General features: G+C 59.7%; 25 protein-coding genes, 1 tRNA gene and 2 pseudogenes. 9 read left to right on the top strand and 19 right to left on the bottom strand.

What is annotated here, in order from left to right; translation table 11 throughout:
• The 5 genes and pseudogenes from ACIP1X_RS20165 to ACIP1X_RS20145 all read right to left on the bottom strand — a co-directional run.
• Positions 1–102: pseudogene (locus ACIP1X_RS20165) on the bottom strand (ribose-phosphate pyrophosphokinase); the annotation flags it as partial.
• A 45-nt stretch (positions 103–147) separates the two neighbouring features.
• Positions 148–222 (bottom strand) — tRNA-Gln (locus tag ACIP1X_RS20160).
• Between the two features lie 36 nt (positions 223–258).
• A complete protein-coding gene (gene ispE, locus ACIP1X_RS20155) occupies positions 259–1,110 on the bottom strand; it encodes a 4-(cytidine 5'-diphospho)-2-C-methyl-D-erythritol kinase (RefSeq protein WP_053123769.1) in 852 nt (283 codons plus the stop codon).
• Positions 1,111–1,113: 3 nt separating this feature from the next.
• On the bottom strand, positions 1,114–1,731 hold the full coding sequence (gene lolB, locus ACIP1X_RS20150; protein ID WP_053123767.1) for a lipoprotein insertase outer membrane protein LolB: 618 nt from the start codon (positions 1,729–1,731) through the stop codon (positions 1,114–1,116).
• A gap of 3 nt (positions 1,732–1,734) precedes the next feature.
• On the bottom strand, positions 1,735–3,459 hold the full coding sequence (locus ACIP1X_RS20145) for a tetratricopeptide repeat protein (RefSeq protein ID WP_400754576.1): 1,725 nt from the start codon (positions 3,457–3,459) through the stop codon (positions 1,735–1,737).
• 335 nt (positions 3,460–3,794) lie between these two features.
• On the opposite strand from ACIP1X_RS20145, the gene hemA reads away from it, so the two are divergent.
• From hemA to ACIP1X_RS20115, 6 genes are all read left to right on the top strand, one after another.
• The gene (gene hemA / locus ACIP1X_RS20140) at positions 3,795–5,081 is read left to right on the top strand and encodes a glutamyl-tRNA reductase (protein ID WP_053123763.1); all 1,287 of its coding nucleotides are present in this window, start codon (positions 3,795–3,797) and stop codon (positions 5,079–5,081) included.
• A complete protein-coding gene (gene prfA / locus ACIP1X_RS20135; protein ID WP_053123761.1) occupies positions 5,078–6,160 on the top strand; it encodes a peptide chain release factor 1 in 1,083 nt (360 codons plus the stop codon). The genes hemA and prfA overlap by 4 nt, the downstream gene beginning before the upstream one ends.
• Positions 6,161–6,991 carry a peptide chain release factor N(5)-glutamine methyltransferase gene (prmC, locus tag ACIP1X_RS20130; RefSeq protein ID WP_400754573.1) on the top strand — a complete coding sequence of 277 codons (831 nt, stop codon included), beginning with the start codon at positions 6,161–6,163 and terminating at the stop codon, positions 6,989–6,991.
• Complete coding sequence (locus tag ACIP1X_RS20125; protein ID WP_400754570.1) at positions 6,985–7,740, top strand: molybdopterin-synthase adenylyltransferase MoeB; 756 nt, start codon at positions 6,985–6,987, stop codon at positions 7,738–7,740. The genes prmC and ACIP1X_RS20125 overlap by 7 nt, the downstream gene beginning before the upstream one ends.
• The gene (gene murI, locus ACIP1X_RS20120; RefSeq protein ID WP_400754567.1) at positions 7,733–8,524 is read left to right on the top strand and encodes a glutamate racemase; all 792 of its coding nucleotides are present in this window, start codon (positions 7,733–7,735) and stop codon (positions 8,522–8,524) included. Before ACIP1X_RS20125 ends, murI begins: the two co-directional genes overlap by 8 nt.
• A gap of 112 nt (positions 8,525–8,636) precedes the next feature.
• The gene (locus ACIP1X_RS20115; protein ID WP_400754565.1) at positions 8,637–9,155 is read left to right on the top strand and encodes an acyloxyacyl hydrolase; all 519 of its coding nucleotides are present in this window, start codon (positions 8,637–8,639) and stop codon (positions 9,153–9,155) included.
• 664 nt (positions 9,156–9,819) lie between these two features.
• On the opposite strand, the gene ACIP1X_RS20110 is transcribed toward ACIP1X_RS20115, so the two are convergent.
• From ACIP1X_RS20110 to ACIP1X_RS20055, 12 genes are all read right to left on the bottom strand, one after another.
• The gene (locus ACIP1X_RS20110; RefSeq protein ID WP_053123751.1) at positions 9,820–10,125 is read right to left on the bottom strand and encodes a YkgJ family cysteine cluster protein; all 306 of its coding nucleotides are present in this window, start codon (positions 10,123–10,125) and stop codon (positions 9,820–9,822) included.
• A 52-nt stretch (positions 10,126–10,177) separates the two neighbouring features.
• Positions 10,178–10,669: a DUF2878 domain-containing protein gene (locus ACIP1X_RS20105; RefSeq protein WP_400754562.1), complete on the bottom strand. Its 492-nt coding sequence runs from the start codon at positions 10,667–10,669 to the stop codon at positions 10,178–10,180.
• Complete coding sequence (locus ACIP1X_RS20100) at positions 10,662–11,927, bottom strand: class I SAM-dependent methyltransferase (protein WP_400754560.1); 1,266 nt, start codon at positions 11,925–11,927, stop codon at positions 10,662–10,664. The genes ACIP1X_RS20105 and ACIP1X_RS20100 overlap by 8 nt, the downstream gene beginning before the upstream one ends.
• The gene (locus tag ACIP1X_RS20095) at positions 11,914–12,729 is read right to left on the bottom strand and encodes a DUF1365 domain-containing protein (RefSeq protein ID WP_053123744.1); all 816 of its coding nucleotides are present in this window, start codon (positions 12,727–12,729) and stop codon (positions 11,914–11,916) included. The genes ACIP1X_RS20100 and ACIP1X_RS20095 overlap by 14 nt, the downstream gene beginning before the upstream one ends.
• On the bottom strand, positions 12,726–13,973 hold the full coding sequence (locus ACIP1X_RS20090; RefSeq protein ID WP_400754557.1) for an NAD(P)/FAD-dependent oxidoreductase: 1,248 nt from the start codon (positions 13,971–13,973) through the stop codon (positions 12,726–12,728). Before ACIP1X_RS20090 ends, ACIP1X_RS20095 begins: the two co-directional genes overlap by 4 nt.
• Positions 13,970–14,752, bottom strand: coding sequence for an SDR family oxidoreductase (locus ACIP1X_RS20085; RefSeq protein WP_053123740.1), 783 nt, complete (start codon positions 14,750–14,752; stop codon positions 13,970–13,972). The genes ACIP1X_RS20090 and ACIP1X_RS20085 overlap by 4 nt, the downstream gene beginning before the upstream one ends.
• Positions 14,749–15,171 (bottom strand): nuclear transport factor 2 family protein, encoded by a 423-nt coding sequence (locus ACIP1X_RS20080; RefSeq protein ID WP_053123738.1) that lies wholly within the window; start codon positions 15,169–15,171, stop codon positions 14,749–14,751. Before ACIP1X_RS20080 ends, ACIP1X_RS20085 begins: the two co-directional genes overlap by 4 nt.
• Positions 15,164–16,609 (bottom strand): deoxyribodipyrimidine photo-lyase, encoded by a 1,446-nt coding sequence (gene phrB / locus ACIP1X_RS20075; protein WP_400754554.1) that lies wholly within the window; start codon positions 16,607–16,609, stop codon positions 15,164–15,166. Before phrB ends, ACIP1X_RS20080 begins: the two co-directional genes overlap by 8 nt.
• Before the next feature lie 16 nt (positions 16,610–16,625).
• Entirely contained in the window at positions 16,626–17,567 is a 942-nt protein-coding gene (locus tag ACIP1X_RS20070; RefSeq protein WP_400651611.1) for a MerR family transcriptional regulator, read from the bottom strand.
• A complete protein-coding gene (locus ACIP1X_RS20065) occupies positions 17,567–18,529 on the bottom strand; it encodes a YbgA family protein (RefSeq protein ID WP_400754551.1) in 963 nt (320 codons plus the stop codon). The genes ACIP1X_RS20070 and ACIP1X_RS20065 overlap by 1 nt, the downstream gene beginning before the upstream one ends.
• A gap of 222 nt (positions 18,530–18,751) precedes the next feature.
• Entirely contained in the window at positions 18,752–18,967 is a 216-nt protein-coding gene (locus tag ACIP1X_RS20060; protein WP_400754548.1) for a TIGR02450 family Trp-rich protein, read from the bottom strand.
• Complete coding sequence (locus tag ACIP1X_RS20055) at positions 18,964–19,950, bottom strand: NAD(P)/FAD-dependent oxidoreductase (RefSeq protein ID WP_053123729.1); 987 nt, start codon at positions 19,948–19,950, stop codon at positions 18,964–18,966. The genes ACIP1X_RS20060 and ACIP1X_RS20055 overlap by 4 nt, the downstream gene beginning before the upstream one ends.
• 197 nt (positions 19,951–20,147) lie before the next feature.
• Between ACIP1X_RS20055 and ACIP1X_RS20050 the strand changes: the two genes are divergently transcribed.
• Positions 20,148–21,050 (top strand): TIGR01777 family oxidoreductase, encoded by a 903-nt coding sequence (locus ACIP1X_RS20050; protein ID WP_400754545.1) that lies wholly within the window; start codon positions 20,148–20,150, stop codon positions 21,048–21,050.
• 13 nt (positions 21,051–21,063) lie between these two features.
• On the top strand, positions 21,064–22,089 hold the full coding sequence (gene hemH, locus ACIP1X_RS20045; protein ID WP_400754543.1) for a ferrochelatase: 1,026 nt from the start codon (positions 21,064–21,066) through the stop codon (positions 22,087–22,089).
• 150 nt (positions 22,090–22,239) lie between these two features.
• Here the strand turns inward: hemH and ACIP1X_RS20040 are convergent, their stop codons facing one another.
• Complete coding sequence (locus ACIP1X_RS20040) at positions 22,240–23,514, bottom strand: uracil-xanthine permease family protein (protein ID WP_008086144.1); 1,275 nt, start codon at positions 23,512–23,514, stop codon at positions 22,240–22,242.
• A gap of 2 nt (positions 23,515–23,516) precedes the next feature.
• Positions 23,517–24,155 (bottom strand): uracil phosphoribosyltransferase, encoded by a 639-nt coding sequence (upp, locus tag ACIP1X_RS20035; RefSeq protein WP_007912842.1) that lies wholly within the window; start codon positions 24,153–24,155, stop codon positions 23,517–23,519.
• Between the two features lie 174 nt (positions 24,156–24,329).
• On the opposite strand from upp, the pseudogene ACIP1X_RS20030 reads away from it, so the two are divergent.
• Positions 24,330–24,468, top strand: a pseudogene (locus ACIP1X_RS20030) (hypoxanthine-guanine phosphoribosyltransferase); the annotation flags it as partial.

The raw sequence follows: 24,468 nt of genomic DNA, 5'->3' as shown, positions 1-24,468 counted from the left end.
CTTACCGACAGAGATGTCACCGAGAGGGATATGCAGCTGACGTACAACACGCCGAGCCAGATCGGGGTTAGCGTTCCCCGTAAAGACCATCATCTTGGACACGCGCAGTACCTAGAGGCTGAGGGTAACCTGGATGAGTATAGAAAATGGCAGGGGCGGCTGGATTCGAACCAACGCATGGCAGGATCAAAACCTGCTGCCTTACCGCTTGGCGACGCCCCTGTATCTGTTGCATCAAGTGCCGTGCACTTGGTTCCTTTAGAGCAGACTTTGCAGCTTGCGATGCAACATCGAAACGTTGCTTCCTTTCGCTACAAACCCTGTAAGGGTCTCTGTCAGAAGGGCCGAGACTTTATCAGCTTCAGCTTTGCTTGGGAAGCCCCCAAACACACAACTTCCAGTTCCGGTGAGCTTTGCTTCGGTAAATTTACCTAACAAATCCAATGCGTTACGTACCTCTGGATAACGCCTTGCAACCACCGGCAAGCAGTCATTTCGACTGTTTCCCTCGGGAACGGGGCGCACTTTAATGGGCGGCGTGTTACGTGTCAACAAAGGATCGGAAAAAATTTCTGCCGTACTTACAGAGACTTGCGGTACGAGCACCAGATACCACGGTTCTTCGGGATCGACCGGGGTGAGTTTCTCGCCCACGCCCTCGGCAAAAGCCGCGTGACCACGGACGAAAACCGGCACGTCGGCGCCAAGCGTCAGACCCAGTGCCGCCAGGCGATCTTCATCCCAGCCCAGCTGCCACAAGTGATTCAGACCGAGCAAGGTGGTCGCTGCGTTTGAGCTGCCGCCACCGATGCCGCCGCCCATGGGCAGAATTTTGTCGATCCAGATGTCGATACCCAGCGTACAACCCGATTGTTGCTGAAGCATTTTTGCTGCGCGCACGATCAGATTGCTGTCATGCGGCACGCCGGCAAATTCGGTGTGCAGCTGAATCACGCCGTCATCGCGCACGGCAAAAGTGATTTCATCGCCGTAATCGACAAACTGAAACAGCGTCTGCAACTCGTGATAACCGTCTTCACGGCGACCAAGAATGTGCAGCATCAGGTTCAGTTTGGCCGGCGAGGGCAGGGTCAGACGTGCAGCGGTCATGCGTTATTGCCCCAACTTGCGCGGTTGCCAGGTCTTGATCACCAGCGTGACGTCGAGGTCGGTGCCGTGCAGCTTGATGCGCTCGGGCAACCAGTAACCGTTTTGTTCGGTGTACGCGGTGTACTCAACTTTCCAGCCGTCCTGTTCCAGGCTGGCCAGACGGCTGTCGGCGTCCAGGTTCAGGCGACTTTTAGTGTCCGGAGCCGGCAGGCCACGCACCCACCAGGCCAGATTCGACACCGGCAACTTCCAGCCCAGTTGCTCTTCGAGCAGGGCTTCCGGCGATTGCGATTCGTAGCGGCCCTGATTGGCGACTTCCAGCGACACCTTGCCCGGGCGTCCGGTCAGGCGTGCAGCGCCACGACCCAACGGGCCGGACAGACGAATGTCGTAATAGTCCTGACGTTGCAGCCAGAACAGCGTGCCGCTACCGGAATCTTTCGGTGCGCGGATGCCGATCTTGCCGTCGATCTGCCAGCCGTCGAGGCCGGTCAGTTGCTGTTTGTTCGCCGCCCATTGAGCCGGACTGCCGTGGCCCTCGACCGATTCGCGAGTACCAAAACCCGAGCAACCAGCGAGGAGGGCGATGAAGCTGAAAACAATAACGTGGCGCAAAAACATGAGTTAAAGAGTCTCGGATCCGGTCAGGCGCTTGATGGTGCTGCGCAGAATGGTGCTGTCGGGCTGATCCTTGAGGAATTTGCCCCAGATTTGTTTGGCTTCACGCTGGTTGCCCTTGGCCCACAACACTTCGCCCAGATGCGCGGCGACTTCGTGATCCGGGAAACGCTCCAGCGCCTGACGCAGATATTTCTCGGCGTCGTCCAGATTGCCCAAGCGGTAATTCACCCAGCCGAGGCTGTCGAGTACGGCCGGGTCTTCCGGATTGATCTGGTGCGCCTGCTCGATCAGCATCTTCGCTTCAGCGTAGCGGGTCGTGCGGTCGGAGAGGGTGTAACCCAGCGCATTGAGCGCCATGGCGTTGTCCGGATCACGCTTGATGATCAGGCGCAGGTCTTTTTCCATCTGCCCGAGATCATTGCGTTTTTCCGCGAGCATCGCCCGGGTGTAGAGCAGATTCAGGTCGTCCGGGTATTGCAGCAACGCTTGCTGCAAGACTTTCCAGGCCTTGTCGTCCTGTTTATTGGCCGACAGGGTTTCCGCTTCAATCAGGTACAACTGGATCGCGTAATCCGGCTCTTCGTCACGCTGCGCCGCCAGTTTGCTTTGCGCTTCAGCGGTTTTGCCGTTGTTCATCAAAATATCGGCCTGACGCAACTGCGCCGGCAGATAGTCGTTGCCCGGGCCGACCTGGGCGTACTCGATGAGCGCGCCTTGTGGATCGTTACGCTCTTCAGCGATGCGACCGAGGTTCAGGTGGGCTGAATCGACGTGGCTTTCACGGGCGATCAAGTCTTCCAGATAGCCCTTGGCCTCGTCCCAGGCCTTGGCTTCGAGGCACACCAGCGCCAGCGAGTAACGCAGTTCGTCGTCTTCCGGGTATTGCTGAACGAGGCTGGAGAATTCGACTTTGGCGTCGTCCATCCGGTCTTGCTCAACCAGCATGCGCGCGTAAGTCAGGCGCAGGCGTTTGTCGTCCGGGTATTTCTTGATGTTTTTTCGCAGCAGCGGCAGCGCTTCGTCGCCACGGTTCATCACTTGCAGCAAGCGTGCGCGCAACAGAATCGGGGCGATCTCGCCTTCTTCGGGCGGATGGTCTTCGAGCAGGGTCAGGGCCGCTTTATTGTCGCCGTCCTGTTGCAACAGCAGGGCTTTGCCGAAAATCAGCTGACTGTTGTTCGGGTGGCGCTGCAATAAACGGTCAAAACTTTTCATCAGACCGTTGCGGGTTTCCTGATCAGTGTCAGCCGCCGACAGGGCGAGGAAGTCGAAATGGGTGTCGCCCTTGCCCTGCAGGACTTTCTCCATATAGACCATCGAGTCGTCGTAACGCCCGGCGCGCGCCAGTTGCACGGCGGCGGCGCGTTGCGCTTCGAGGTCTTCCGGAGCGTTTTTTGCCCAGATCAGCGCGGTATCGAGGGCCGGTTGATCGGCGCCCAGATATTCGGCGATGCGAAACGCACGCTCGGAAACGCCCGGATCTTGCGTATTGATCGCCTGAGTCACGTAGTTATCCAGCGCAATATCGAAGCGATTGCGCTGGCCGGCGAGTTCGGCGCTCAACAGGCTGAAGACGGTTTCCTCGCTGAACGAGCTGTAAACCTTGGGCTTTTCAGGCGCGGGCGTGGTGTCTTCGACCGGCGGCGTACCGTCCGGCGACACGGGTGCCAAGGCCTGGCAGCCGCTGAGGAAGACAAAAGCGAGGAGCAACGCGGAAGATCTATTCATATAGGAAGAGGACGACTAACCTGCGGTCGGATCATCATGACACAAGCCTTCGGCCAAACATAACCGCTCAGGCAATTTACGGCTTATCGCCCTGTAGGCGCTGCCGCAGGCTGCGATCTTTTGACGTTGTTTGAGACGCGGAGCGTCCCGGGCTGCATTCCCACGCCGAGCGTGGGAACGATCAATCAAAAGATCGCAGCCTGCGGCAGCTCCTACAAGGAGCCAAATTGTGCCCATTATAGGGACTGACCATTGGGACAATAGTCAGCGGTAGTTGTTCTGAATCTGACGAAGTAGGACAATTGCCGGCTTCACGTCACCACCAGCGACTTTGAATGGCCTTCCTTGCACTCGGTATCAACCACAAGACTGCTTCAGTAGACGTCCGCGAGCGCGTGGCTTTTACGCCTGAGCAACTGGTGGAGGCGTTGCAGCAGCTCTGCCGACTGACCGACAGCCGCGAAGCCGCGATCCTCTCCACCTGCAATCGGAGTGAGCTTTATATAGAACAGGATCAGCTTTCTGCCGATGTCGTCTTGCGCTGGCTGGCTGATTACCATCATTTAAGCCTCGATGAGCTGCGCGCGAGTGCTTATGTGCATGAAGATGATGCGGCAGTTCGTCACATGATGCGCGTCGCCTCCGGGCTCGACTCGCTGGTGTTGGGCGAACCGCAGATTCTCGGCCAAATGAAATCGGCCTACGCCGTGGCCCGCGAGGCCGGCACCATCGGCCCGCTGCTGGGGCGATTGTTTCAGGCGACGTTCAATGCCGCCAAGCAGGTGCGCACCGACACCGCCATCGGCGAAAACCCGGTATCGGTGGCGTTTGCCGCCGTCAGTCTGGCCAAACAGATTTTCAGTGATTTGCAACGCAGCCAGGCCCTGCTGATCGGCGCCGGCGAGACCATCACGCTGGTCGCCCGCCATTTGCATGAGCTGGGCGTCAAGCGCATCGTCGTCGCCAACCGCACGCTCGAACGCGCCAGTTTGCTCGCCGAACAGTTCGGCGCCCACGCGGTGTTGCTGTCGGACATCCCGGCAGAACTGGTGCGCAGCGATATCGTCATCAGTTCGACCGCCAGTCAGTTGCCAATCCTCGGCAAAGGCGCGGTGGAAAGCGCTCTGAAGCTGCGCAAGCACAAACCGATCTTCATGGTCGACATCGCGGTTCCCCGGGATATCGAACCGGAAGTCGGCGAACTGGACGATGTTTACCTGTATAGCGTCGACGATCTCCACGAAGTGGTCGCCGAAAACCTCAAGAGCCGCCAGGGCGCAGCGCAAGCCGCCGAAGAGATGGTTTCGGTCGGCGCCGACGATTTCATGGTGCGCCTGCGCGAACTCGCGGCGGTTGATGTGCTCAAGGCCTATCGTCAACAGAGCGAGCGCCTGCGTGACGAAGAGCTGCAAAAAGCCCTGCGTCTGCTGGCCAATGGCGGCAACGCCGAAGACGTGCTCGGGCAACTGGCCCGTGGCCTGACCAATAAACTGTTGCATGCGCCCAGCGTGCAACTGAAAAAGCTTTCTGCCGAAGGCCGCCTCGATGCGCTGGCCATGGCCCAGGAACTCTTTGCCCTCGAGGGCTCACCGGATAGCTTTTCGGATAAAAAACCGCAATGAAAGCGTCACTGCACAATAAGCTGGACATCCTCCAGGATCGTTTCGAGGAACTGACCGCGCTGCTCGGCGACGGCGAAGTCATTGCCGATCAGAGCAAATTCCGCGCCTATTCCAAGGAATACGCCGAAATCGAGCCGGTCGTACAAGGCTATAAAAAGCTCCTCAGCGTACAAAGCGATCTTGAAAGCGCGCAGGCGCTGCTCAAGGACAACGACCCGGACATGCGTGAAATGGCCGTGGAAGAAGTCCGCGAAGCCAAAGAATCGCTGATCACTTTGGAAGCCGACCTGCAACGCATGCTGTTGCCCAAGGATCCGAATGACGGTCGCAACGTCTTCCTCGAAATTCGCGCCGGCACCGGTGGCGACGAGGCGGCGATCTTCTCCGGCGACCTGTTCCGCATGTACTCGCGTTACGCCGAGCGTCGCGGCTGGCGCGTGGAGATCCTCTCGGAAAACGAAGGCGAACACGGCGGCTATAAAGAAGTCATCGCGCGCATCGAAGGCGACAACGTTTACGGCAAGCTGAAATTCGAATCCGGCGCGCACCGCGTTCAGCGCGTACCCGCCACCGAATCCCAGGGCCGTATCCACACCTCGGCCTGCACCGTGGCGGTATTGCCCGAGCCGGATGAGCGCGAAGCGATCGAGATCAACCCGGCGGATTTGCGCGTCGACACGTTCCGCTCCTCCGGGGCCGGCGGTCAGCACGTCAACACCACCGATTCGGCGATCCGCATCACGCACATTCCGACCGGCACCGTCGTCGAGTGTCAGGAAGAGCGTTCCCAGCACAAGAACCGTGCCCGGGCGATGGCCTGGCTGTCGGCGAAACTCAACGATCAGCAAACCGCAGCGGCGGCGAATGCCATCGCCAGCGAGCGTAAATTGCTGGTCGGTTCCGGCGATCGCTCCGAGCGCATTCGCACCTACAACTTTGCTCAGGGCCGGGTCACCGACCATCGCGTCAACCTGACCTTGTATTCCCTTGATGAAATTCTCGCCGGGGGGGTTGATGCGGTGATCGAGCCTTTGCTGGCCGAATACCAGGCTGATCAACTCGCAGCGATAGGTGAATAAATGACCATCATTGCCAGCCTGTTGCGCGCCGCCGAACTGCCGGACTCGCCCACTGCGCGTCTGGACGCCGAATTGCTTCTGGCCGCTGCACTGGGCAAGTCGCGCAGTTTTCTGCACACCTGGCCCGAGCGCATCGTGCCGAGTGAAGCGGCGCTGACCTTTGCCGAATATCTGCAACGTCGCCGTGGCGGTGAGCCGGTGGCCTACATTCTTGGTCAGCAGGGTTTCTGGAAACTCGATCTGGAAGTCGCGCCGCACACGCTGATCCCGCGTCCGGACACTGAGTTGCTGGTAGAAGCGGCGCTGGAATTGCTGCCCGCGACCCCGGCTAAAGTGCTCGACCTCGGCACTGGCAGCGGCGCGATCGCCTTGGCTCTGGCCAGCGAACGTCCTGCATGGAAAGTCACGGCGGTGGATCGCGTGCTCGAAGCCGTGGCACTGGCCGAACGCAATCGTCAGCGCCTGCATTTGAACAACGCCACGGTGCTGAGCAGCCATTGGTTCAGCTCGCTGGCCGGTCAGCGTTTTCAGTTGATCATCAGCAACCCGCCGTATATTGCGGCGGCCGATCCGCATCTGGTGGAAGGCGATGTGCGCTTCGAACCGGCCAGCGCCTTGGTCGCCGGTGAAGACGGCCTCGATGATCTGCGTTTGATCGTCGCTCAGTCCCCGGAGTATCTGGAGGCCGGTGGCTGGCTGATGCTCGAACATGGCTATGATCAAGCCGAAGCCGTGCGCGATTTGTTGCTGACGCACGGTTTTGAAGAAGTCCACAGCCGCACCGATCTGGGCGGTCATCAACGCATCAGTCTGGGACGCCTGCCGTGCTGAATGATCAGGAATTGCTGCGCTACAGCCGGCAGATTCTGCTGCAACACATCGACATCGATGGCCAGTTGAAGCTCAAGGACAGTCGCGTGCTGATCGTCGGCCTCGGTGGTCTCGGCGCGCCGGTCGCCTTGTATCTGGCAGCGGCAGGTGTCGGTGAGCTGCATCTGGCGGATTTCGACACGGTCGATCTGACCAACCTGCAACGCCAGATCATTCATGACACCGACAGCGTCGGCATGAGCAAGGTCGACTCGGCGCTCAAGCGTCTGAGCGCGATCAATCCGGAGATCCAGTTGATCGCGCATCGGCAGGCGCTGGACGAGGATTCTCTCGCCGCCGCCGTGACAGCGGTGGATCTGGTGCTCGATTGTTCCGATAATTTTTCTACGCGCGAGGCGGTCAACGCCGCGTGTGTGGCGGCGCGCAAACCGCTGGTCAGCGGCGCGGCGATTCGTCTTGAAGGGCAATTGTCGGTGTTCGACCCGCGCCGCGATGAGAGCCCGTGCTACCACTGCTTGTACGGCCACGGCAGCGAAGCCGAATTGACCTGCAGCGAAGCGGGTGTTGTCGGGCCGTTGGTGGGTATGGTTGGCAGTCTGCAAGCGCTTGAAGCGTTGAAGGTGCTGGTCGGTTTCGGCGAGCCGCTGGTGGGCCGTTTGTTGCTGATCGATGCGCTGGGCTCGCGTTTCCGTGAGCTGCGCGTCAAGCGTGATCCGGGTTGTAGTGTCTGTGGCTCGCGCCATGCGTGAAGCGCCGATCGGCGTGTTCGATTCCGGTGTCGGCGGTTTGTCGGTACTGGCAGAAATCCAGCAGTTGTTGCCCAACGAATCGCTGCTCTATGTCGCCGATTGCGGGCACATTCCCTACGGCGAGAAAACCCCGGAATTTATCCGCCAGCGTTGCAGCGTGATGGCCGGGTTTTTCCGCGAGCAGGGCGCCAAGGCATTGGTGCTGGCCTGCAACACGGCGACCGTCGCCGGGGTTGCCGATTTGCGTCGTGATTACCCGGACTGGCCGATTGTCGGCATGGAACCCGCGGTGAAACCGGCGGCGGCTGCGACCCGTAGCGGTGTGGTCGGCGTGCTCGCCACTACGGGCACTTTGCAGAGTGCCAAGTTCGCGGCATTACTTGATCGTTTCGCCACCGATGTGCGGGTGATTACCCAGCCTTGTCCCGGACTGGTCGAGCTGATTGAAAGCGGTGACCTGCACAGCGACACATTGCGCACGTTGTTGAAAAGTTATGTCGATCCGTTGCTGGCCAACGGTTGCGACACGATCATTCTTGGTTGCACGCACTATCCCTTCCTCAAGCCGATGCTCAAATCGATGATCCCGGCGGACATCAGTTTGATCGACACCGGCGCCGCTGTGGCGCGGCAACTTCAACGGCTGCTGACCGAGCGCGATCTGCTGGCTGAGGGGCCGAACCGATCGGTCAGATTCTGGACCAGCGCGGATCTGCAGTCCTTCAAAAATGTCCTGCCGTTGCTGGGGCAAGCCGCAAATGATGTGCAAAACTTCGGTTTGTGAAAAAAACGTGAAATAAGCTGAAATTCGTCTGAACTTCTTTTCGGGCGCAGACTTCTATAGCGTTGTGTTAACCAGAAAACCAAACGATCGTTCCGGAAAAGGAAGTTTCAAAGTGAAGCGACTATTCTGCTTGGCCGCGATTGCGGCCGCACTAATGGGGCAAAGCATTACTGCACAAGCGGCAGGTGTTGAATTTGCGGTGGGGGCCACCAGCGATTCGACCATGACCTACCGCCTGGGGATGAATTTTGATTGGGATCAGAGCTGGCTGCAGAGCGACGTCGGTCGCCTGACCGGTTACTGGAGCGGCGCCTATACGTATTGGGAAGGTGACAAGACCTCCAGCAACAACAGCCTGTCGTTCTCGCCGGTATTTGTTTACGAGTTTGCCGGCCAGTCGGTCAAACCGTACGTTGAAGCGGGGATCGGCGTTGCCGCGTTCTCCAACACCAAGTACGAATCCAACAACATTGGCGGCTCGCTCCAGTTCGAAGACCGTATCGGTTTTGGTCTGCGTATCAATGGCGGGCATGAAGTCGGGATCCGTGCGACGCACTATTCCAACGCCGGCCTGGCCAGCAGTAACGACGGCGTAGAAAGCTACGCGCTGCACTACACAATGCCGTTGTAACCCCGGATTTAACTGCTCGCGATAACCCTGTGGGAGCGGGCTTGCTCGCGAATGCGGTGTATCAGTCGATATGGAATTGGCTGCCCCACCGCCTTCGCGAGCAAGCCCGCTCCCACATTTGGTTTTGCGGTGTTGGCGGGATCAGCGGCAGCGCTATCAGGCCTTTGGATTTGCGGAGATTCTGCGGCTGTACGCATCACCCCTGTGGGAGCGGGCTTGCTCGCGAATGCGGTGTAGCAGTTGATATGGAGTTGGCTGACCCACCGCTTTCGCGAGCAGGCTCGCTCCCACATTTGGTTTTGCGGTGTTGGCGGGATCAGCGGTAGCGCTATCAGGCCTTTGGATTTGCGGAGATTCTGCGGCTGTACGCATCAACCTGTGGGAGCGAGCCTGCTCGCGAAAGTGTTGTATCAGTCGATAGGTGAATTGGCTGACCCACCGCCTTCGCGAGCAAGCCCGCTCCCACATTGTTTTTGCGGTGTAGGCGGGATCAGCGGCAGCGCTATCAGGCCTTTGGATTTGCGGAGATTCTGCGGCTGTACGCATCACCCTGTGGGAGCAGGCTTGCTCGCGAATGCGGTGTATTAGTTGATATGGAATTCGCTGACCCACCGCCTTCGCGAGCAAGCCCGCTCCCACATTTGGTTTTGCGGTGTTGGCGAGGTTAGCGGTACGCGGTGGTGATGCCTTGGCGTTCTTCGAGGCACTCGGGGGCGCCCATTTCGAATTCGCGGCAGATCAGCGGGCGTTTTTCGTAGATCGTGCACATCATCGTGTCGCGATCCAGCGCCGCGCACCAGCCGTCGTCCAGACGCAGCATCACTTCGCCGCCCCACTCATCGGTATCGATAAAGCGATCAGGCACGCCGGTGTCGGTGATCAGCATCACTTCGAGCTGGCAGCAGCACGCCGCGCAGGTCGAGCAGGTGACTGCAGGCTCGGTGATTTGCTGGTGGGGAATGGTTTTCATGGCCCCAGTGTAAGGCAGTCGCTGCGGTGCGTGTGAATGGTCTGACAGACGCTCAGCCCGCCAGCCGCCGTGCCATGGTGTGCAAAAGCGGAAACAACAGTGCCCAGAGCAGGCCGATGCCAATCAGTGTCGGTAATTCGCCGTAGGGAAATTGCACCCCGGCCAGTCGTCCCCCGCCGTAATACGACAACGCGCCACCCACCGCGCCCAATCCACTCGCCAGCCACCAGGGCCGGCCACTCCATTGCAGACAATGCCGCAACGTCGTCGCGAGCAACGCCCACAACAGCATCAACCACAACGGAATCAACGGCGATTGATCCTGAAATTCAAACACGCCGACGCCGCGCAAAACACTGTCCACCGCCGTGCCGACAATCACCACGCTGAGAATCAAACGTCCCTCAGCCGCCCAACTGCTGATCCAGCGCAGATGAATCACCAGCACTGCCAACGCCAGCAACAACCACAAACTGTTGCCGCCAATTACGCAGGCCAGCCAGCCAATCTGGAACAACACGGCATTGGCGACACGCTCAAGCATCGAAGCGGCCAAGCAATGGCGCAGTCATCGCCGCGGGTTTGGCCAGCAGCAATTGCGCGGTGCCGATGGTGCGTTCGAGGAAACCACCTTCGCAGTAGCACAGGTAAAACTCCCACAGCCGCAGGAAATAATCGTCATAACCCAGTTCGGTCAAACGGCCATGGGCGCGGCGGAAGTTCTCGTGCCACAGGCGCAGGGTCTTGGCGTAATGCAGGCCGAAATCTTCCATGTGCAGCAGGTTCATGTCGGTGTCGCGGCTGACCACTTCGAGCATCTTCTGCACACAGGGCAGGGCGCCGCCGGGGAAGATGTAGCGCTGAATGAAATCGACGCCGCGCTTAGCCTGTTCGTAGCGTTGCTCGCGAATGGTGATCGCCTGGATGAGCATCAAACCGTTGCTCTTGAGCAAGTGCGCGCACTGTTTGAAATAGGTTGGCAGGAAGCGGTGGCCGACCGCTTCGATCATCTCGATCGACACCAGTTTGTCGTACTCGCCCGTGAGGTCGCGGTAGTCCTCCAGCAGCAGCGTTACTTGATCCTGCAAACCAAGTTGTTCGATGCGCTGGGCGGTGAAGGCGTACTGCTCTTTCGACAGCGTCGTGGTGGTGACGCGGCAACCGTAATTCTGTGCGGCGTAAAGCGCCATGCTGCCCCAACCAGTGCCAATCTCGAGCAAATGGTCGCTGGGCTTGAGCGCGAGCTTCTGGCAGATGCGCTCCAGTTTGTTCAGTTGCGCCTGCTCCAGCGTGTCTTCCGGGGTAAGAAACTGCGCCGCCGAATACATCATGGTCGGGTCGAGAAACTGTTCGAACAGATCGTTGCCGAGGTCGTAATGCGCCGCGATGTTCTTCTGCGAACCCTTGCGTGTATTGCGATTGAGCCAGTGCAGACCTTGCACCAACGGCCGACTGATGCGGGCCAGTCCGCCCTCCATCGCATCGAGCACCTCAAGGTTGCTGACGAACACACGCACCACCGCCGTCAGATCCGGCGAACTCCAGTAACCGTGAATAAACGCCTCGCCAGCGCCGATCGAACCGTTGCTGGCAACCATGCCCCACAGGGCCGAATCCAGCACGTGGACTTCCCCAAGCAAGGCACTGCCCGGCGTGCCAAACATCAATCGTTCGCCATCCTCGATCACTAGCAGTTGCCCGTGTTTGAGCTGACCCAATTGACGCAATACGCCACGGCGCAGCAACGAACCGGTCAAACCGTTGGTGCTGAGCCGACTGACCGACAGGCTAGAGGATTTCATGGCGGTGCTCCTTGGGAGGCACAGTGGCGGTTTGAAAGCTGCCGTCAGCAGCCTGATGAGCAAAGATCGGTACGCGTTTAAGCAAAAGCCGCAGCGCTTGCCAGTAAATGGCCAACGCGGTTTTTGCGGTCATCCACGGAAAGCGTTTCAGGTAGCGATGCAGGCTGCGACGGTCGAGGGCTTCGCGTTGCAGATTGAGCGTCGCGTCGAACAGTTTTTCCTCGCCCTGCCAGTCGGCCATGTGTACGCCGAGATTTTTCGCGGCGGGGCTGAAGCTCATGCGGTATTCGAGGTCGCGCGGCAGAAACGGCGAAACGTGAAAGGCCTTGGCCACGGCAAAATGCTGGTGAAAATCCTGCAGATTGCTCGGCGCACGGGCCGGCAACACATAGTGATAACGCTCGCGCCACGGCGTGTTGGTGACTTCGCAGACGATCGCTGCCAGCTGCCCATCGGCCTCGTGGCAATAAAAGAAGCTCACCGGATTGAACGACAAACCCCAACTGCGCGCCTGGGTCAGCAGACAGATCGCGCCTTGCGGTTCGTGGCCGATGGCGGCGCCGACCTGTTGGCGCACCGCATCAATCAAACGCACGCCGCGACTGGTGAAGGATTTGAGGTAGTCGGTCTCGCGAAAGGAGAACGGTGCAAATCGGCTGCGACCTGCCAGCGGCGACAGCGCGAGCACGGCGTCCTGTTCGCTGAGATCGAGATAGAGCAAACCGATCTTGTAGCGGAATTGATGCTTGCGCGGCGAGAAGCGCCGATGGCCGATCCAGCCGCTGTAAAGGGCGCTGTTCATAAGGTTTCCCCGAACGCCGAAGCCACGCGCAACGCGCTGACCACGCCGTCTTCATGGAAACCATTGGCCCAGTAAGCGCCGCAAAAATGCGTGTGTTGCGCGCCATCCAGTTCCGCCCAGCGATTTTGCGCCGCTACCGCCGCGAGGCTGTATTGCGGATGAGCGTAGGTGTATCTGGCGAGCACTTTGAACGGGCTGATGCCGGCGCTCTGATTGAGGCTGACGCAGAACGTGGTGTCGCTCTGAATGCCTTGCAGAATGTTCATGTCGTAAGTGACGGCGGCGTGAGTGTGGCCGGCGCCGCTGAGCCGATAGTTCCAGCTGGCCCAGGCCAGTTTGCGAGTCGGCAGCAAACGCGTGTCGGTGTGCAGCACCACTTCGTTGTCGGCGTAGGGCAGGGCGCCGAGGATCTCGCGTTCGGCATCGCTCGGCTCGGCGAGCAATTGCAGGGCCTGATCGCTGTGGCAGGCAAACACCACTTTGTCGAACTGCTCGCTGCCCTCCGCGCTGTGGATAACTACGCCGTGCTCGTCACGATCAACCCGCGTTACCGGGCAATTGAGGCGGATCTTGTCTTTGAATGCGGCGGTCAGCGGCGCAATGTAAGCGCTGGAACCGCCCTCGATCACCCGCCATTGCGGACGATTGCTCACCGACAACAGCCCGTGATTCTTGAAGAAGCGCACAAAGAATTGCAGCGGAAAATTGAGCATCTCGGCCATCGGCATCGACCAGATCGCCGCGCCCATCGGCACGATGTAATGCAGGATGAAACGCTCGCCGTAGTTGCCTGCTTTCAGGTAATCGTCGAGGGTCATGTCGCTGGAAATGCGCAACTCGGCGAGGTCGCGCTGGGCTTCTTTATTGAAGCGCAGAATGTCGCGCAACATGCCCCAGAACCCCGGCGACAACAGATTGCTGCGCTGGGCGAACAGGCTGTTGAGGTTGTTGCCGTTGTACTCCAGACCGGTGTCCGGGTCGCTCACCGAAAAACTCATTTCGGTGGCTTTGAACGGCACGCCGAGCTGGCCGAGCAAGCGGATGAAATTCGGGTACGTCCAGTCGTTGAAGACGATAAACCCGGTGTCCACCGCGTACTGCTGGCCGTCGACCGTCACTTCGACCGTGTGCGTGTGGCCACCGACCCAGTCGCTGGCCTCGAACACGTGCACGTCATGTCGGCGATTGAGCAGGTGGGCGCAGGTGAGCCCGGCGATCCCGCTGCCGACGATGGCGATTTTCATGCTGGATCTCGCAGCGGTGGCGATTTACGCACCATGCGTTTGCCGATTGCCAGTTGCAGGCTGGCGGGCAATTTCGACAGCGGCCACAACGCGGCCATGAACAGCGCCGGAAAGGCGATTTCCAGTGGCCGATCCTTGAGCTTGGCGAAGATGTGCCGCGCGGCTTTATCCACAGGCCAACTGAGCGGCATCGGGAAATCGTTCTTCGCGGTCAGCGGCGTTTCGACGAAACCGGGGCTGACGATGGTGACTTCTATGCCTTCATCCGCCAGATCGATGCGCAGCGATTCGAACAGATAACGCAGTCCGGCCTTCGACGCGCCGTAAGCTTCGGCCCGTGGTAGAGGCAGGTACGTCACCGAACTGGCGACGCCGATCAGATGCGGCGCGGTACCTTTGCGCAGCAGCGGCAGGGCGGCTTCGATGCAGTAGCTACTGGCGAGCAGATTGGTGCGCACCACGTGCTCGATGATCGACGCATCGAACTGCTTGGCGTCGACATATTCACAGGTGCCGGCATTGAGAATCACCGAATCCAGCGAACCCCAGACTTCAGCGATCTGCTCACCGATTTCGCGCACGGTCTGACTGTTGGTCAAATCCCCCGGCACCACTAAAACCTGGCCCGGATAGCGTTGCGACAAGACTTTCAGTGCCGCGACCGAGCGCGAGCTGACCGCCAGGTGCGCGCCGCTTTTCAGAATTTCTTCAGCGAGCGCCGCGCCGATGCCACTGCTGGCGCCAGTCAACCAATAGCGCCGTGGAGGTGTACGACTCATCCCATTCTCCTTTTTAGCCAGGCGATGACCCGGCCCAATACGGGTAAATGTTCATACAACAGCGCCCCGGCATCGAAGTAATCCCGGTGGCGATAAACCTTGTCGCGCCAGAGCAGATGCGAGCAGCCGCTGACGCGAATCACCTGACCACTCGCCAGGCGCGGATGGCGGTAACTCATGACCCAGCGCAGATAGCCTTCGCCGTCGCTGATCTGATCGAAGCCATGAAAATCAAACCGCAGCTCGCTGACGTTGGCGTACAGCTCGCTGAAATAATCGTGCAGTTGCTTGAGCCCCTGCACTTCGTGCAACGGGTCGGTGAAATGAATGTCATCGCTGTACAGCTCGCCCAACCGATGCAGGTTGTCTTTGTTCAACTCGCAGAATTGTTGGGCGAAGCGGCGCAGGAATTCACTCATCACTGCCCTCCATTGCCGTGCGCGATGGCAGGCTCTTGAACGCGGCCAGTGCGCGCTCACGAGAGGCGCTGAGATTGACGATTGGCGACGGATAATCGGCGACGCCAAACAGTCCGCCAAGGTTGGCCGGGTTGTGGATTTCCTTTTTGTTCAGCCCGGCGAGTTCCGGCAGCCAGTGCTTGATGAACAGGCCTTCGCTGTCGAATTTTTCCGACTGGCTCAACGGATTGAAAATGCGGAAGTACGGCGCGGAATCGGTGCCGGTCGATGAGCTCCATTGCCAGCCACCGTTGTTCGCCGCCAGATCGCCGTCGATCAGATGACGCATGAAAAAGCGCTCGCCTTCACGCCAATCGATCAACAGGTTTTTGGTCAGGAACATCGCCACGACCATGCGCAGACGGTTGTGCATCCAGCCGGTTTCGAGCAGTTGGCGCATCGCCGCGTCAATGATCGGCAGACCGGTGCGCGCCTCTTGCCAGGCCTTGAGTTCCTCCGGTGCATCACGCCAGGCCAATGCCTCGGTTTCCGGGCGGAAAGCACGGTGACGCGAAACCCGTGGGTAGCCGACCAGAATGTGTTTGTAGAACTCGCGCCAGAGCAGTTCGTTGATCCAGGTGACAGCGCCGACGTTGCCGCTTTCGAATTCGCCCTGATTGCTTTGCAACGCGGCGTGCAGGCATTGGCGCGGTGAGATCACGCCAGCGGCGAGGTATGCCGAGAGCTGACTGGTGCCGGGTTTGGCCGGGAAGTCGCGTTCGCTTTTGTAGTATTCGATCTGCGCGTCGGTGAAGGTGTCGAGGCGACGGCGCGCTTCTTCTTCACCGGCCGGCCACAGGGCTTGCAGGGATTCGCTTGGGGTGGCGAAGCCTTTGACCGAGTCAGGAATCGGGTCGCTGTCGACCTTGAGTATTGCCTGTTTGCCGGGCGCCTTGACCAGCGCCGGCATGGAGCGGTGCAGGCGTTCGTAGCAGACCTTTCTGAACTGGCTGAACACCTTGAAATAGGTGTCGGTTTTGGTCAGCACGGTACCCGGTTTGAACAGCAATTGATCGAGGTAGCTGTGAAACTCGATACCTTCGGCCTGCAAGGTTTCCGCCACGGCGGCATCGCGACGGCTTTCGTGGACACCGTATTCTTCGTTGACGTGAACCGCTTCGATCTTCAGTTCGCGGCACAGCTTGAGCAGCTCCGCTGGAGCCTGATCCCAATGATTGGCAGTGCGGATCAACAAGGGGATATTCAGCTCGCCGAGGCTGTTGCTCAGTTCTTTGAGATTGCGTAACCAGAAGTCGACCTTGCACGCGGCATCGTCGTGTTCCAGCCACTGCTGCGGGCTCAACAGGTACACGGCCACGGTCGGGCCGCGGGCTGCGGCGGCCGCGAGGGCGGTGTTGTCGTGTTGGCGCAAGTCGCTGCGCAGCCAGATCAATTGCATGACATTAAACCCATCATTAAATCAGTCCACGCTGAACGAGTACCTGGTGCGCTGACAGCGCATCTTCAGCCAGGTACACATCAGCGATCTCGGAAGTTCTTACGGACAACTCGGCGTGGTGGATGCATACCGTTGGTCCGACAATCATTTTTGGGCAACTGACTCCGTTCAGTAGCTTGGGCAGGTGGGCAAGGTTCATGGCCTTGCTCGAATAGAGCAGCACGCCACGGGCTTGCAGGTGTTCGACGGCCAGCGCCAGTTCGCCGGCCGGTAACGGCCAGTCAAACACTTGCACCGGGCAATCGGCGCTGCTGATCAGCCACGCGCATAGCCACAGATGAGGTTCCAGTGGCAGGTCGGAGTGGTTGATCAACAGCAGCGGTGCGGCGTGCAACTGACGATTATTATGGTAGATGCGCGCACCGAATTTGCTGCGCAGCCAGGAAAAAAAGAACGTGCGCTCCATCTGCGCACCGAATTGGCCCTGCCAGCGTTGTTCGAGCTCAGCCAGCAGCGGCATCAACAACTGCTCACACAAGGTGCGCGGCGGGTACAGCGCCATCGCTTGGTTGACGCTGTCGTCGAGGTTGCGTTCGTTGAGCTGGGTGACGGCGGCGAGCAACGTTTGACGCAGGCGTTGCCAATCGTTTTCCACCGGTTCGCTGAAGGCTTGCGGGGTGTCGAGCAGCGGCTTGACCTGGCTGACTGCAACGCCACGATTGAGCCAGGTCAGGATCGCCAGAATTCGTTGCACATGCTCAGCCGAATACAGCCGATGGCCCTTGGGTGTGCGTTGCGGCACGATCAGCCCGTAGCGACGTTCCCACGCGCGCAAGGTGATCGCGTTGACGCCGGTTTGCCGCGCGACTTCGCGGATCGGCAACCAGCCTTCGTCGAGGGCTTTCTTGAAATCGGCGCCGAGGTCTTCCTGGGCGCTGGAGTCGAGTTTGTCGTTCATCAGATGGCGTTTCGCAGGCTGAGGTTTTCCGGGTGCGGTTGCAGGTAAACCTGTTGCGCGATGTACGGATCGGGGTGTTGGCGAAAGTGATGCTTGAGCAGCGTCAGCGGCACCACCAGCGGCACGATGCCGAGGCGGTATTGGTCGATGACGTGCACCATTTCCTGTTTGTCTTCGGCGCTGATTACTTGTTTCAGATAACCGCTGATGTGCAGCAGCACGTTGCAGTGCGTGCCGCGCGTGGCGCATTTTTTCAGCGCGGCCATCAGTTCGCTGAAGTAGCGCGGGCCGAGTTCGACGGGATCGGTGTGCGCCATGTTGCCCAGCAGTTTGCCCAACGCTTTGTATTGCAGCGGGTTGTGGGCCATCAGCAGGTATTTGTAGCGCGAGTGAAATTCGGTGAGGGCGCGACGGCTCAGGCCATCGGCGAGTACCTGCTGCCAGGCGCTATAGGCGAATACACGGGTGATGAAGTTTTCCCGCAGCACCGGATCGTTGAGACGCCCGGCTTCTTCCACGGGCAAATCCGGGTGTTGCGCGCAGAAGGCTTGGGCGTAAATGCCACGCCCGCCGCCATTCACCGGAGCGCCGTTGACGTGATAAACCTTGACCCGCTCCAGCCCGCAGGACGGCGATTGCTGCATAAAGATGTAGCCGCAGATGTCATCAAGTTCAGCGGCCATTTTCTCGCCGTATTCGGCCAGTGGCTGGGTGACGTTGATCGCCGGATTGACTGTGCCGATGGCTTGCGGATGTTCGGGGTCACCGACGAGGCGAATCGGCTCGCGCGGAATGCCGAGGCCGATAGCGACTTCCGGGCAAACCGGGGCGAATTCGAAATATTCAGTGAGGGTGCGGCTGCACAGGCGCGATTCCTTGTGGCCACCGTTGTAGCGCACCTCGGCACCCAACAGGCAGGCACTGATGGCTATTTTCGGTTTGGCGGCGGGCAGGGCAAGCATAGGCACCTCGAATCTAAACCTGTACAGAGTGCAGTCTCTGTACAACATTGCGTTAGCATAGATTCAAAGGTGTACAAGTCAAATTGTTTGTATAACTTTTTGCGATCCGAACCCAATCCTCTGTGGGAGCGGGCTTGCTCGCGAATGCGGATTAGCATTCAACACATGTATTAGCTGATACACCGCTTTCGCGAGCAAGCCCGCTCCCACAGGGGCCGGTGTTTATTTCCAGCCTTGCAGCCATTCAGCGTGGTTTTGGAGCGTCTGCCAATCGAGGCGTTCGGCGCGTTTGGTCAGCACTGCCTGCAACTCGACTTCCAGCACCGTGCCTTCCTCATCGCGGAACAATTCGGTCACCAGAAAATGCTTTTCGCGATTCTGCGGGTGGGCTGCTGTCCATTTCGACAGCAGCAACTTGCGCGGGTTGATGCGGTTCATTGCAGGTGTTCGTGCAAGCGGCGCGCAGCCTCCTGACCACTCAACCATGCACCCTCCACACGCCCGGACAGGCACCAGTCGCCGCAGGCATACAAGCCCAGATCGGCGTCGGCCAGTGTGCCCCATTCATGCCCGGTTGCCGGGCGTGCATAGAGCCAGCGATGGGCGAGGCTGAAGCTCGGCGCTGGCATCGCGCTGTGCAGCAGTTCAGCGAATGCACCGTGCAGATGCTCGATCACCGCTTCCTTAGACAGGTCGATGTGTTGCCGACTCCAGGCGCTGGTCGCGTGCAGCACCCAGGTGTCGAGGGTGTTGTCGCGGCCGGGTTTGCTGCGGTTGCGCGCCAGCCAGTCGAGCGGGCTGTCCTGCACGAAGCAGCCTTCGATTGGCGTATCCAAAGGCGTGTCGAAGGCGAGGGCAACGGCCCATGTCGGATCCATCTTCACCCCGGCAGCGGCGCCGGCGAGCTTCGGTGCCGCGGCCAATAATGCGGTGGCTTGCGGCGCCGGCGTGGCGATCACCACGTGGCTGAAGGGGCCGTGGGTGAAGCCTTCGGCGTCCTGCAAATGCCAGTGCTCTTCACCGCGAAAAACTTCGGTGATGCGGCAGGCGAAATGCACTTCCAGACCGTCGAGCAAACCACGGGTGATGGCGCTCATGCGCGGCGCGCCAACCCAGCGTGTCTGCTCGTCCGGCGACAGGTTCAGTTGCCCGCCCTGATAGGTATAGAGCTGCGGCGTCCACTCGGCGACCCAGCCCTGGCTTTGCCAACGTTGTACTTCGGTGACGAAGCGCCGGTCGCGGGCGGTGAAATATTGCGCGCCCATGTCCAGCGAACCGGCGTCGCTGCGCTTGCTCGACATGCGCCCGCCACTGCCGCGGCTTTTATCGAACAGTTGCACGGTATGCCCGGTCTCTGTCAGAGCCTGGGCGGCGGAGAGCCCGGCGATGCCGGTGCCGATGATTGCGATAGGTACAGTCATAGGGGCCTCGTTTACCTTTCTGTACAGACTACGCCGTGATTGAAACCTGTACAATTTTGTTTTCTGGTATAACTTCTAGCGTTCTCGTTCTGACAGCTTGGCCTATGGTTAAACAATAGAGCCTGCCCGATAGAAAAGATCCCTGCTTTTAAAAATAGACTAGTGATCCGGGTTAAACGCCACGCGAGGAAGATGTCATGCACATATTGCTGACCGGCGGTACTGGTTTGATCGGACGTCAGCTCTGCCGACACTGGTCAGGGCAGGGGCATCGGCTGACGGTGTGGAGCCGCACGCCGGAAAAAGTCGCGAAAATTTGCGGCGCACAGGTGCGCGGCATCGCTCGTCTCGAAGACGTGGGTAATGAGCCGTTAGACGCGATCATCAACCTCGCTGGCGCGCCGATTGCCGATCGGCCGTGGACGCATCGGCGCAAGGCGTTGCTGTGGAGCAGTCGCATCACACTGACGGAAACCTTGCTGGCGTGGCTCGAAACCCGCGCGCAGAAACCGGCGCTGTTGATTTCCGGCTCGGCGATCGGCTGGTACGGCGATGGCGGCGAACGTGAGCTGACGGAAGAATCGCCGCCGGTGATTGATGATTTTGCCAGTCAGCTGTGCATCGCCTGGGAAGAAACCGCGCAACGTGCTGAAGCGCAGGATATTCGCGTGGTGCTGGTGCGAACCGGTCTGGTGCTGTCGGCCGAGGGCGGCTTTTTGTCGCGGCTGCTGTTTCCGTTCAAGCTTGGGCTGGGCGGGCCTTTGGGCAACGGTCGGCAATGGATGCCGTGGATTCATATCGATGATCAAATCGCCCTGATTGATTTTCTTCTGCACCGCGAGCAGGCCAGTGGTCCATATAATGCGTGCGCGCCGCAACCTGTGCGCAATCGCGAATTTGCCAAAACCCTGGGCAGCGTATTGCACCGCCCGGCGTTTATGCCGATGCCGACCCTGGCACTGAAGGTCGGTCTCGGCGAGATGTCTTTGTTGTTGCTCGGCGGCCAAAAGGCTACGCCGGCACGCTTGCTGGAAGCGGGTTTCACTTTCCAGTTCACGGAATTACGCGCGGCTTTGGATGATCTCTCCAGCCGCCTCTGAAATAGGACGTTGCATGACCGATCACGCCTTGCTTCTGGTCAACCTGGGCTCCCCGGCCTCCACTTCGGTGTCCGATGTGCGCAGTTACCTCAATCAGTTTTTGATGGATCCGTACGTGATCGACCTGCCATGGCCGGTGCGGCGTTTGCTGGTGTCGCTGATCCTGATCAAACGCCCGGAGCAGTCAGCCCATGCCTACGCGTCGATCTGGTGGGAGGAGGGCTCGCCGCTGGTAGTGCTCAGCCAACGCCTGCAACAGCAGATGAAGGCGCAGTGGACGCAAGGGCCGGTCGAACTGGCGATGCGCTACGGCGAGCCGTCGATTGCAACCTGCTTGCTGAAACTGGTCGCGGCGGGGCACAAACGCATCACGCTGGCGCCGCTGTATCCGCAGTTCGCCGACAGCACCACGACCACCGTGATCGAAGAAGCCAAACGGGTGATTCGTGAGAAGAAGTTGAATGTGCAATTGTCGGTGCTGCAACCGTTCTACGATCAGCCGGAATACCTCGACGCGCTGGTTCAAAGTGCCAAGCCGCATCTGCTGCAGGATTACGATCACTTGCTGCTGAGCTTTCATGGCTTGCCGGAGCGGCACCTGACCAAGCTCGACCCGACGGGCAATCATTGTTTCAAGAACGAAGACTGCTGCAAGAACGCTTCGCCGGCGGTTTTGGCCACCTGTTATCGCGCGCAATGCCTGCGCACCGCCGCACTGTTCGCCGAGCGCATGGGATTGGCGGACGGCAAGTGGTCGGTGTCGTTTCAGTCGCGGTTGGGCAAGGCAAAGTGGATCGAGCCGTACACCGAAGCGCGGCTGGATGAATTGGGTAAAAGCGGGGTGAAGAAGTTGCTGGTGATGTGCCCGGCGTTTGTCGCCGACTGCATCGAAACGCTGGAAGAGATTGGCGATCGCGGCAAGGAACAGTTCCGCGAAGCGGGAGGCGAGGAGTTGATTCTTGTGCCGTGCCTGAACGACGACCCGCAGTGGGCGAAGGCGCTGGCGACCCTCTGCGAACGAGCACCGTTGGCCCTTTAAAAGCCAAAAGCTTCGCGAGCAAGCCCGCTTCCACATGATCGTTCCCACGCTCCGCGTGGGAATGCAGCCCGTGACGCTCCGCGTCACTGGACGCGGAGCGTCCCTAGAGACATTCCCACGCAGAGCGTGGGAACGATCAGATCTAAAAGTTTAGATCAGCGGCTCATCCGCCTTCTTGTTCTTCCAGCCGTCATTGCCCGGCAGGATCAGGTTCAGCGCAATCGCCACCACCGCGCACAGCGCGATGCCTTTGAGGCCGAAGTCGTCCGGGCCAGTGCCAGTGCCAACCAGCACACCGCCAATCCCGAACACCAACGTCACCGAGACAATCACCAGATTGCGTGCTTCGCCCAAATCGATCTTGTGACGGATCAGGGTGTTCATGCCCACCGCCGCGATCGAACCGAACAGCAGGCACAGAATCCCGCCCATCACCGGCACCGGAATGCTTTGCAGCAGCGCGCCGAACTTGCCGATGAACGCCAGGGTGATGGCGAAAACCGCCGCCCAAGTCATGATTTTCGGGTTGTAGTTCTTGGTCAGCATCACCGCGCCAGTCACTTCGGCGTAGGTGGTGTTTGGCGGACCGCCAAACAGGCCGGCGGCGGTGGTGGCAATGCCGTCACCGAGCAAGGTGCGATGCAGGCCCGGCTTCTTCAGATAGTCGCGACCGGTCACGCTACCCACAGCAATCACGCCGCCGATGTGTTCAATGGCCGGGGCCAAGGCCACCGGAACGATGAACAGAATCGCCTGCCAGTTGAACTCCGGCGCGGTGAAGTGCGGAATCGCAAACCATGGCGCGGCGGCAATCTTCGCGGTGTCGACCACGCCGAAATAGAACGACATGGCAAAACCGACCAGCACGCCGGAAATGATCGGCACCAGGCGGAAGATGCCTTTACCGAACACCGCCACGATCAACGTGGTCAGCAGCGCCGGCATCGAGATCAGCATCGCGGTCTGGTAGTGGATCAGTTCGGAACCGTCGCCAGCCTTGCCCATCGCCATGTTCGCGGCAATCGGCGCCATGGCCAGGCCGATGGAGATGATCACCGGGCCAATCACTACCGGCGGCAGCAAACGGTCAATGAAGCCGGTGCCTTTGATCTTCACGGCCAGGCCCAGGAAGGTGTAGACGAAACCGGCTGCCATCACGCCGCCCATGGTCGCGGCGAGGCCGAACTGGCCCTTGGCGAGAATGATCGGAGTGATGAAAGCGAAGCTCGACGCCAGAAACACCGGCACCTGACGCCCGGTGACGATCTGGAACAGGATCGTCCCTAAACCCGCGGTAAACAGTGCCACGTTCGGGTCAAGGCCCGTGATCAGCGGCATCAGCACCAAAGCGCCGAAAGCCACGAACAGCATCTGGGCGCCGGACAGCACCGTGCGCCAGAGCGGATCGTTGAACTCTTGCTGCATGGTTACGCGTCCTTCTGCTTGGTGCCGAAGATCTTGTCACCGGCGTCGCCAAGCCCAGGGATGATGTAACCGTGTTCGTTCAAACGCTCATCGATGGACGCGGTGTAGATGGTCACGTCCGGGTGAGCCTTCTCGACGGCAGCAATGCCTTCCGGCGCGGCAACCAGCACCATCGCGCGGATGTCTTTGCAGCCAGCCTTTTTCAACAGGTCGATGGTCGCAACCATCGAGCTGCCAGTGGCGAGCATCGGGTCGATGATCATCGCCAACCGTTCGTCGATTTCCGGAACCAGTTTTTCCAGATAGGTGTGCGCTTGCAGGGTTTCTTCGTTGCGGGCGACACCCACGGCGGAAACCTTGGCACCCGGGATCAGGCTCAGCACGCCTTCAAGCATGCCGATGCCGGCGCGCAGGATCGGCACGACGGTGATCTTCTTGCCGGCGATCTTCTCGACCGACACGGTGCCGCACCAGCCTGCAATATCGTAGGACTCCAGCGGCAAATCTTTTGTAGCTTCATAGGTCAACAGGGCGCCGACTTCCTGAGCGAGCTCACGGAAGTTCTTGGTGCTGATATCGGCGCGGCGCATCAGGCCGAGTTTATGACGGATCAGCGGATGGCGGATCTCGAGGATGGGCATGGAAAAACTCCGGCGGCGGGCAAAAAAACCGGCCTAGATTAATCTATCCGAGGGTGATGTCCTATAGGACATTCTGTACGTTAGTCCATAAAGGCTTGATTCGGCCCCCCGAGATGCGTACCTTTGCCCGCTTTTCGCAGCCATACCCCCCCACATTCCCCCCTGGAGAGCGCCATGTCCGCTGATCTCGAGCATATCCGTCAAATCATGCGAGAGGCTGACTGCCTGTACACCGAAGCTGAAGTCGAGGCGGCCATCGCCCGTGTCGGTGCACAAATCAACGAACAACTGGCTGACAGCAACCCGGTGGTGT

The sequence above is a fragment of the Pseudomonas sp. NPDC088885 genome (assembly GCF_044750025.1).
GTDB classification, from domain to species: Bacteria; Pseudomonadota; Gammaproteobacteria; order Pseudomonadales; family Pseudomonadaceae; genus Aquipseudomonas; species Aquipseudomonas rustica.
The sequence above is the reverse complement of the archived record's forward strand: the minus strand, read 5'-3'. Positions and strand labels throughout refer to the sequence as shown.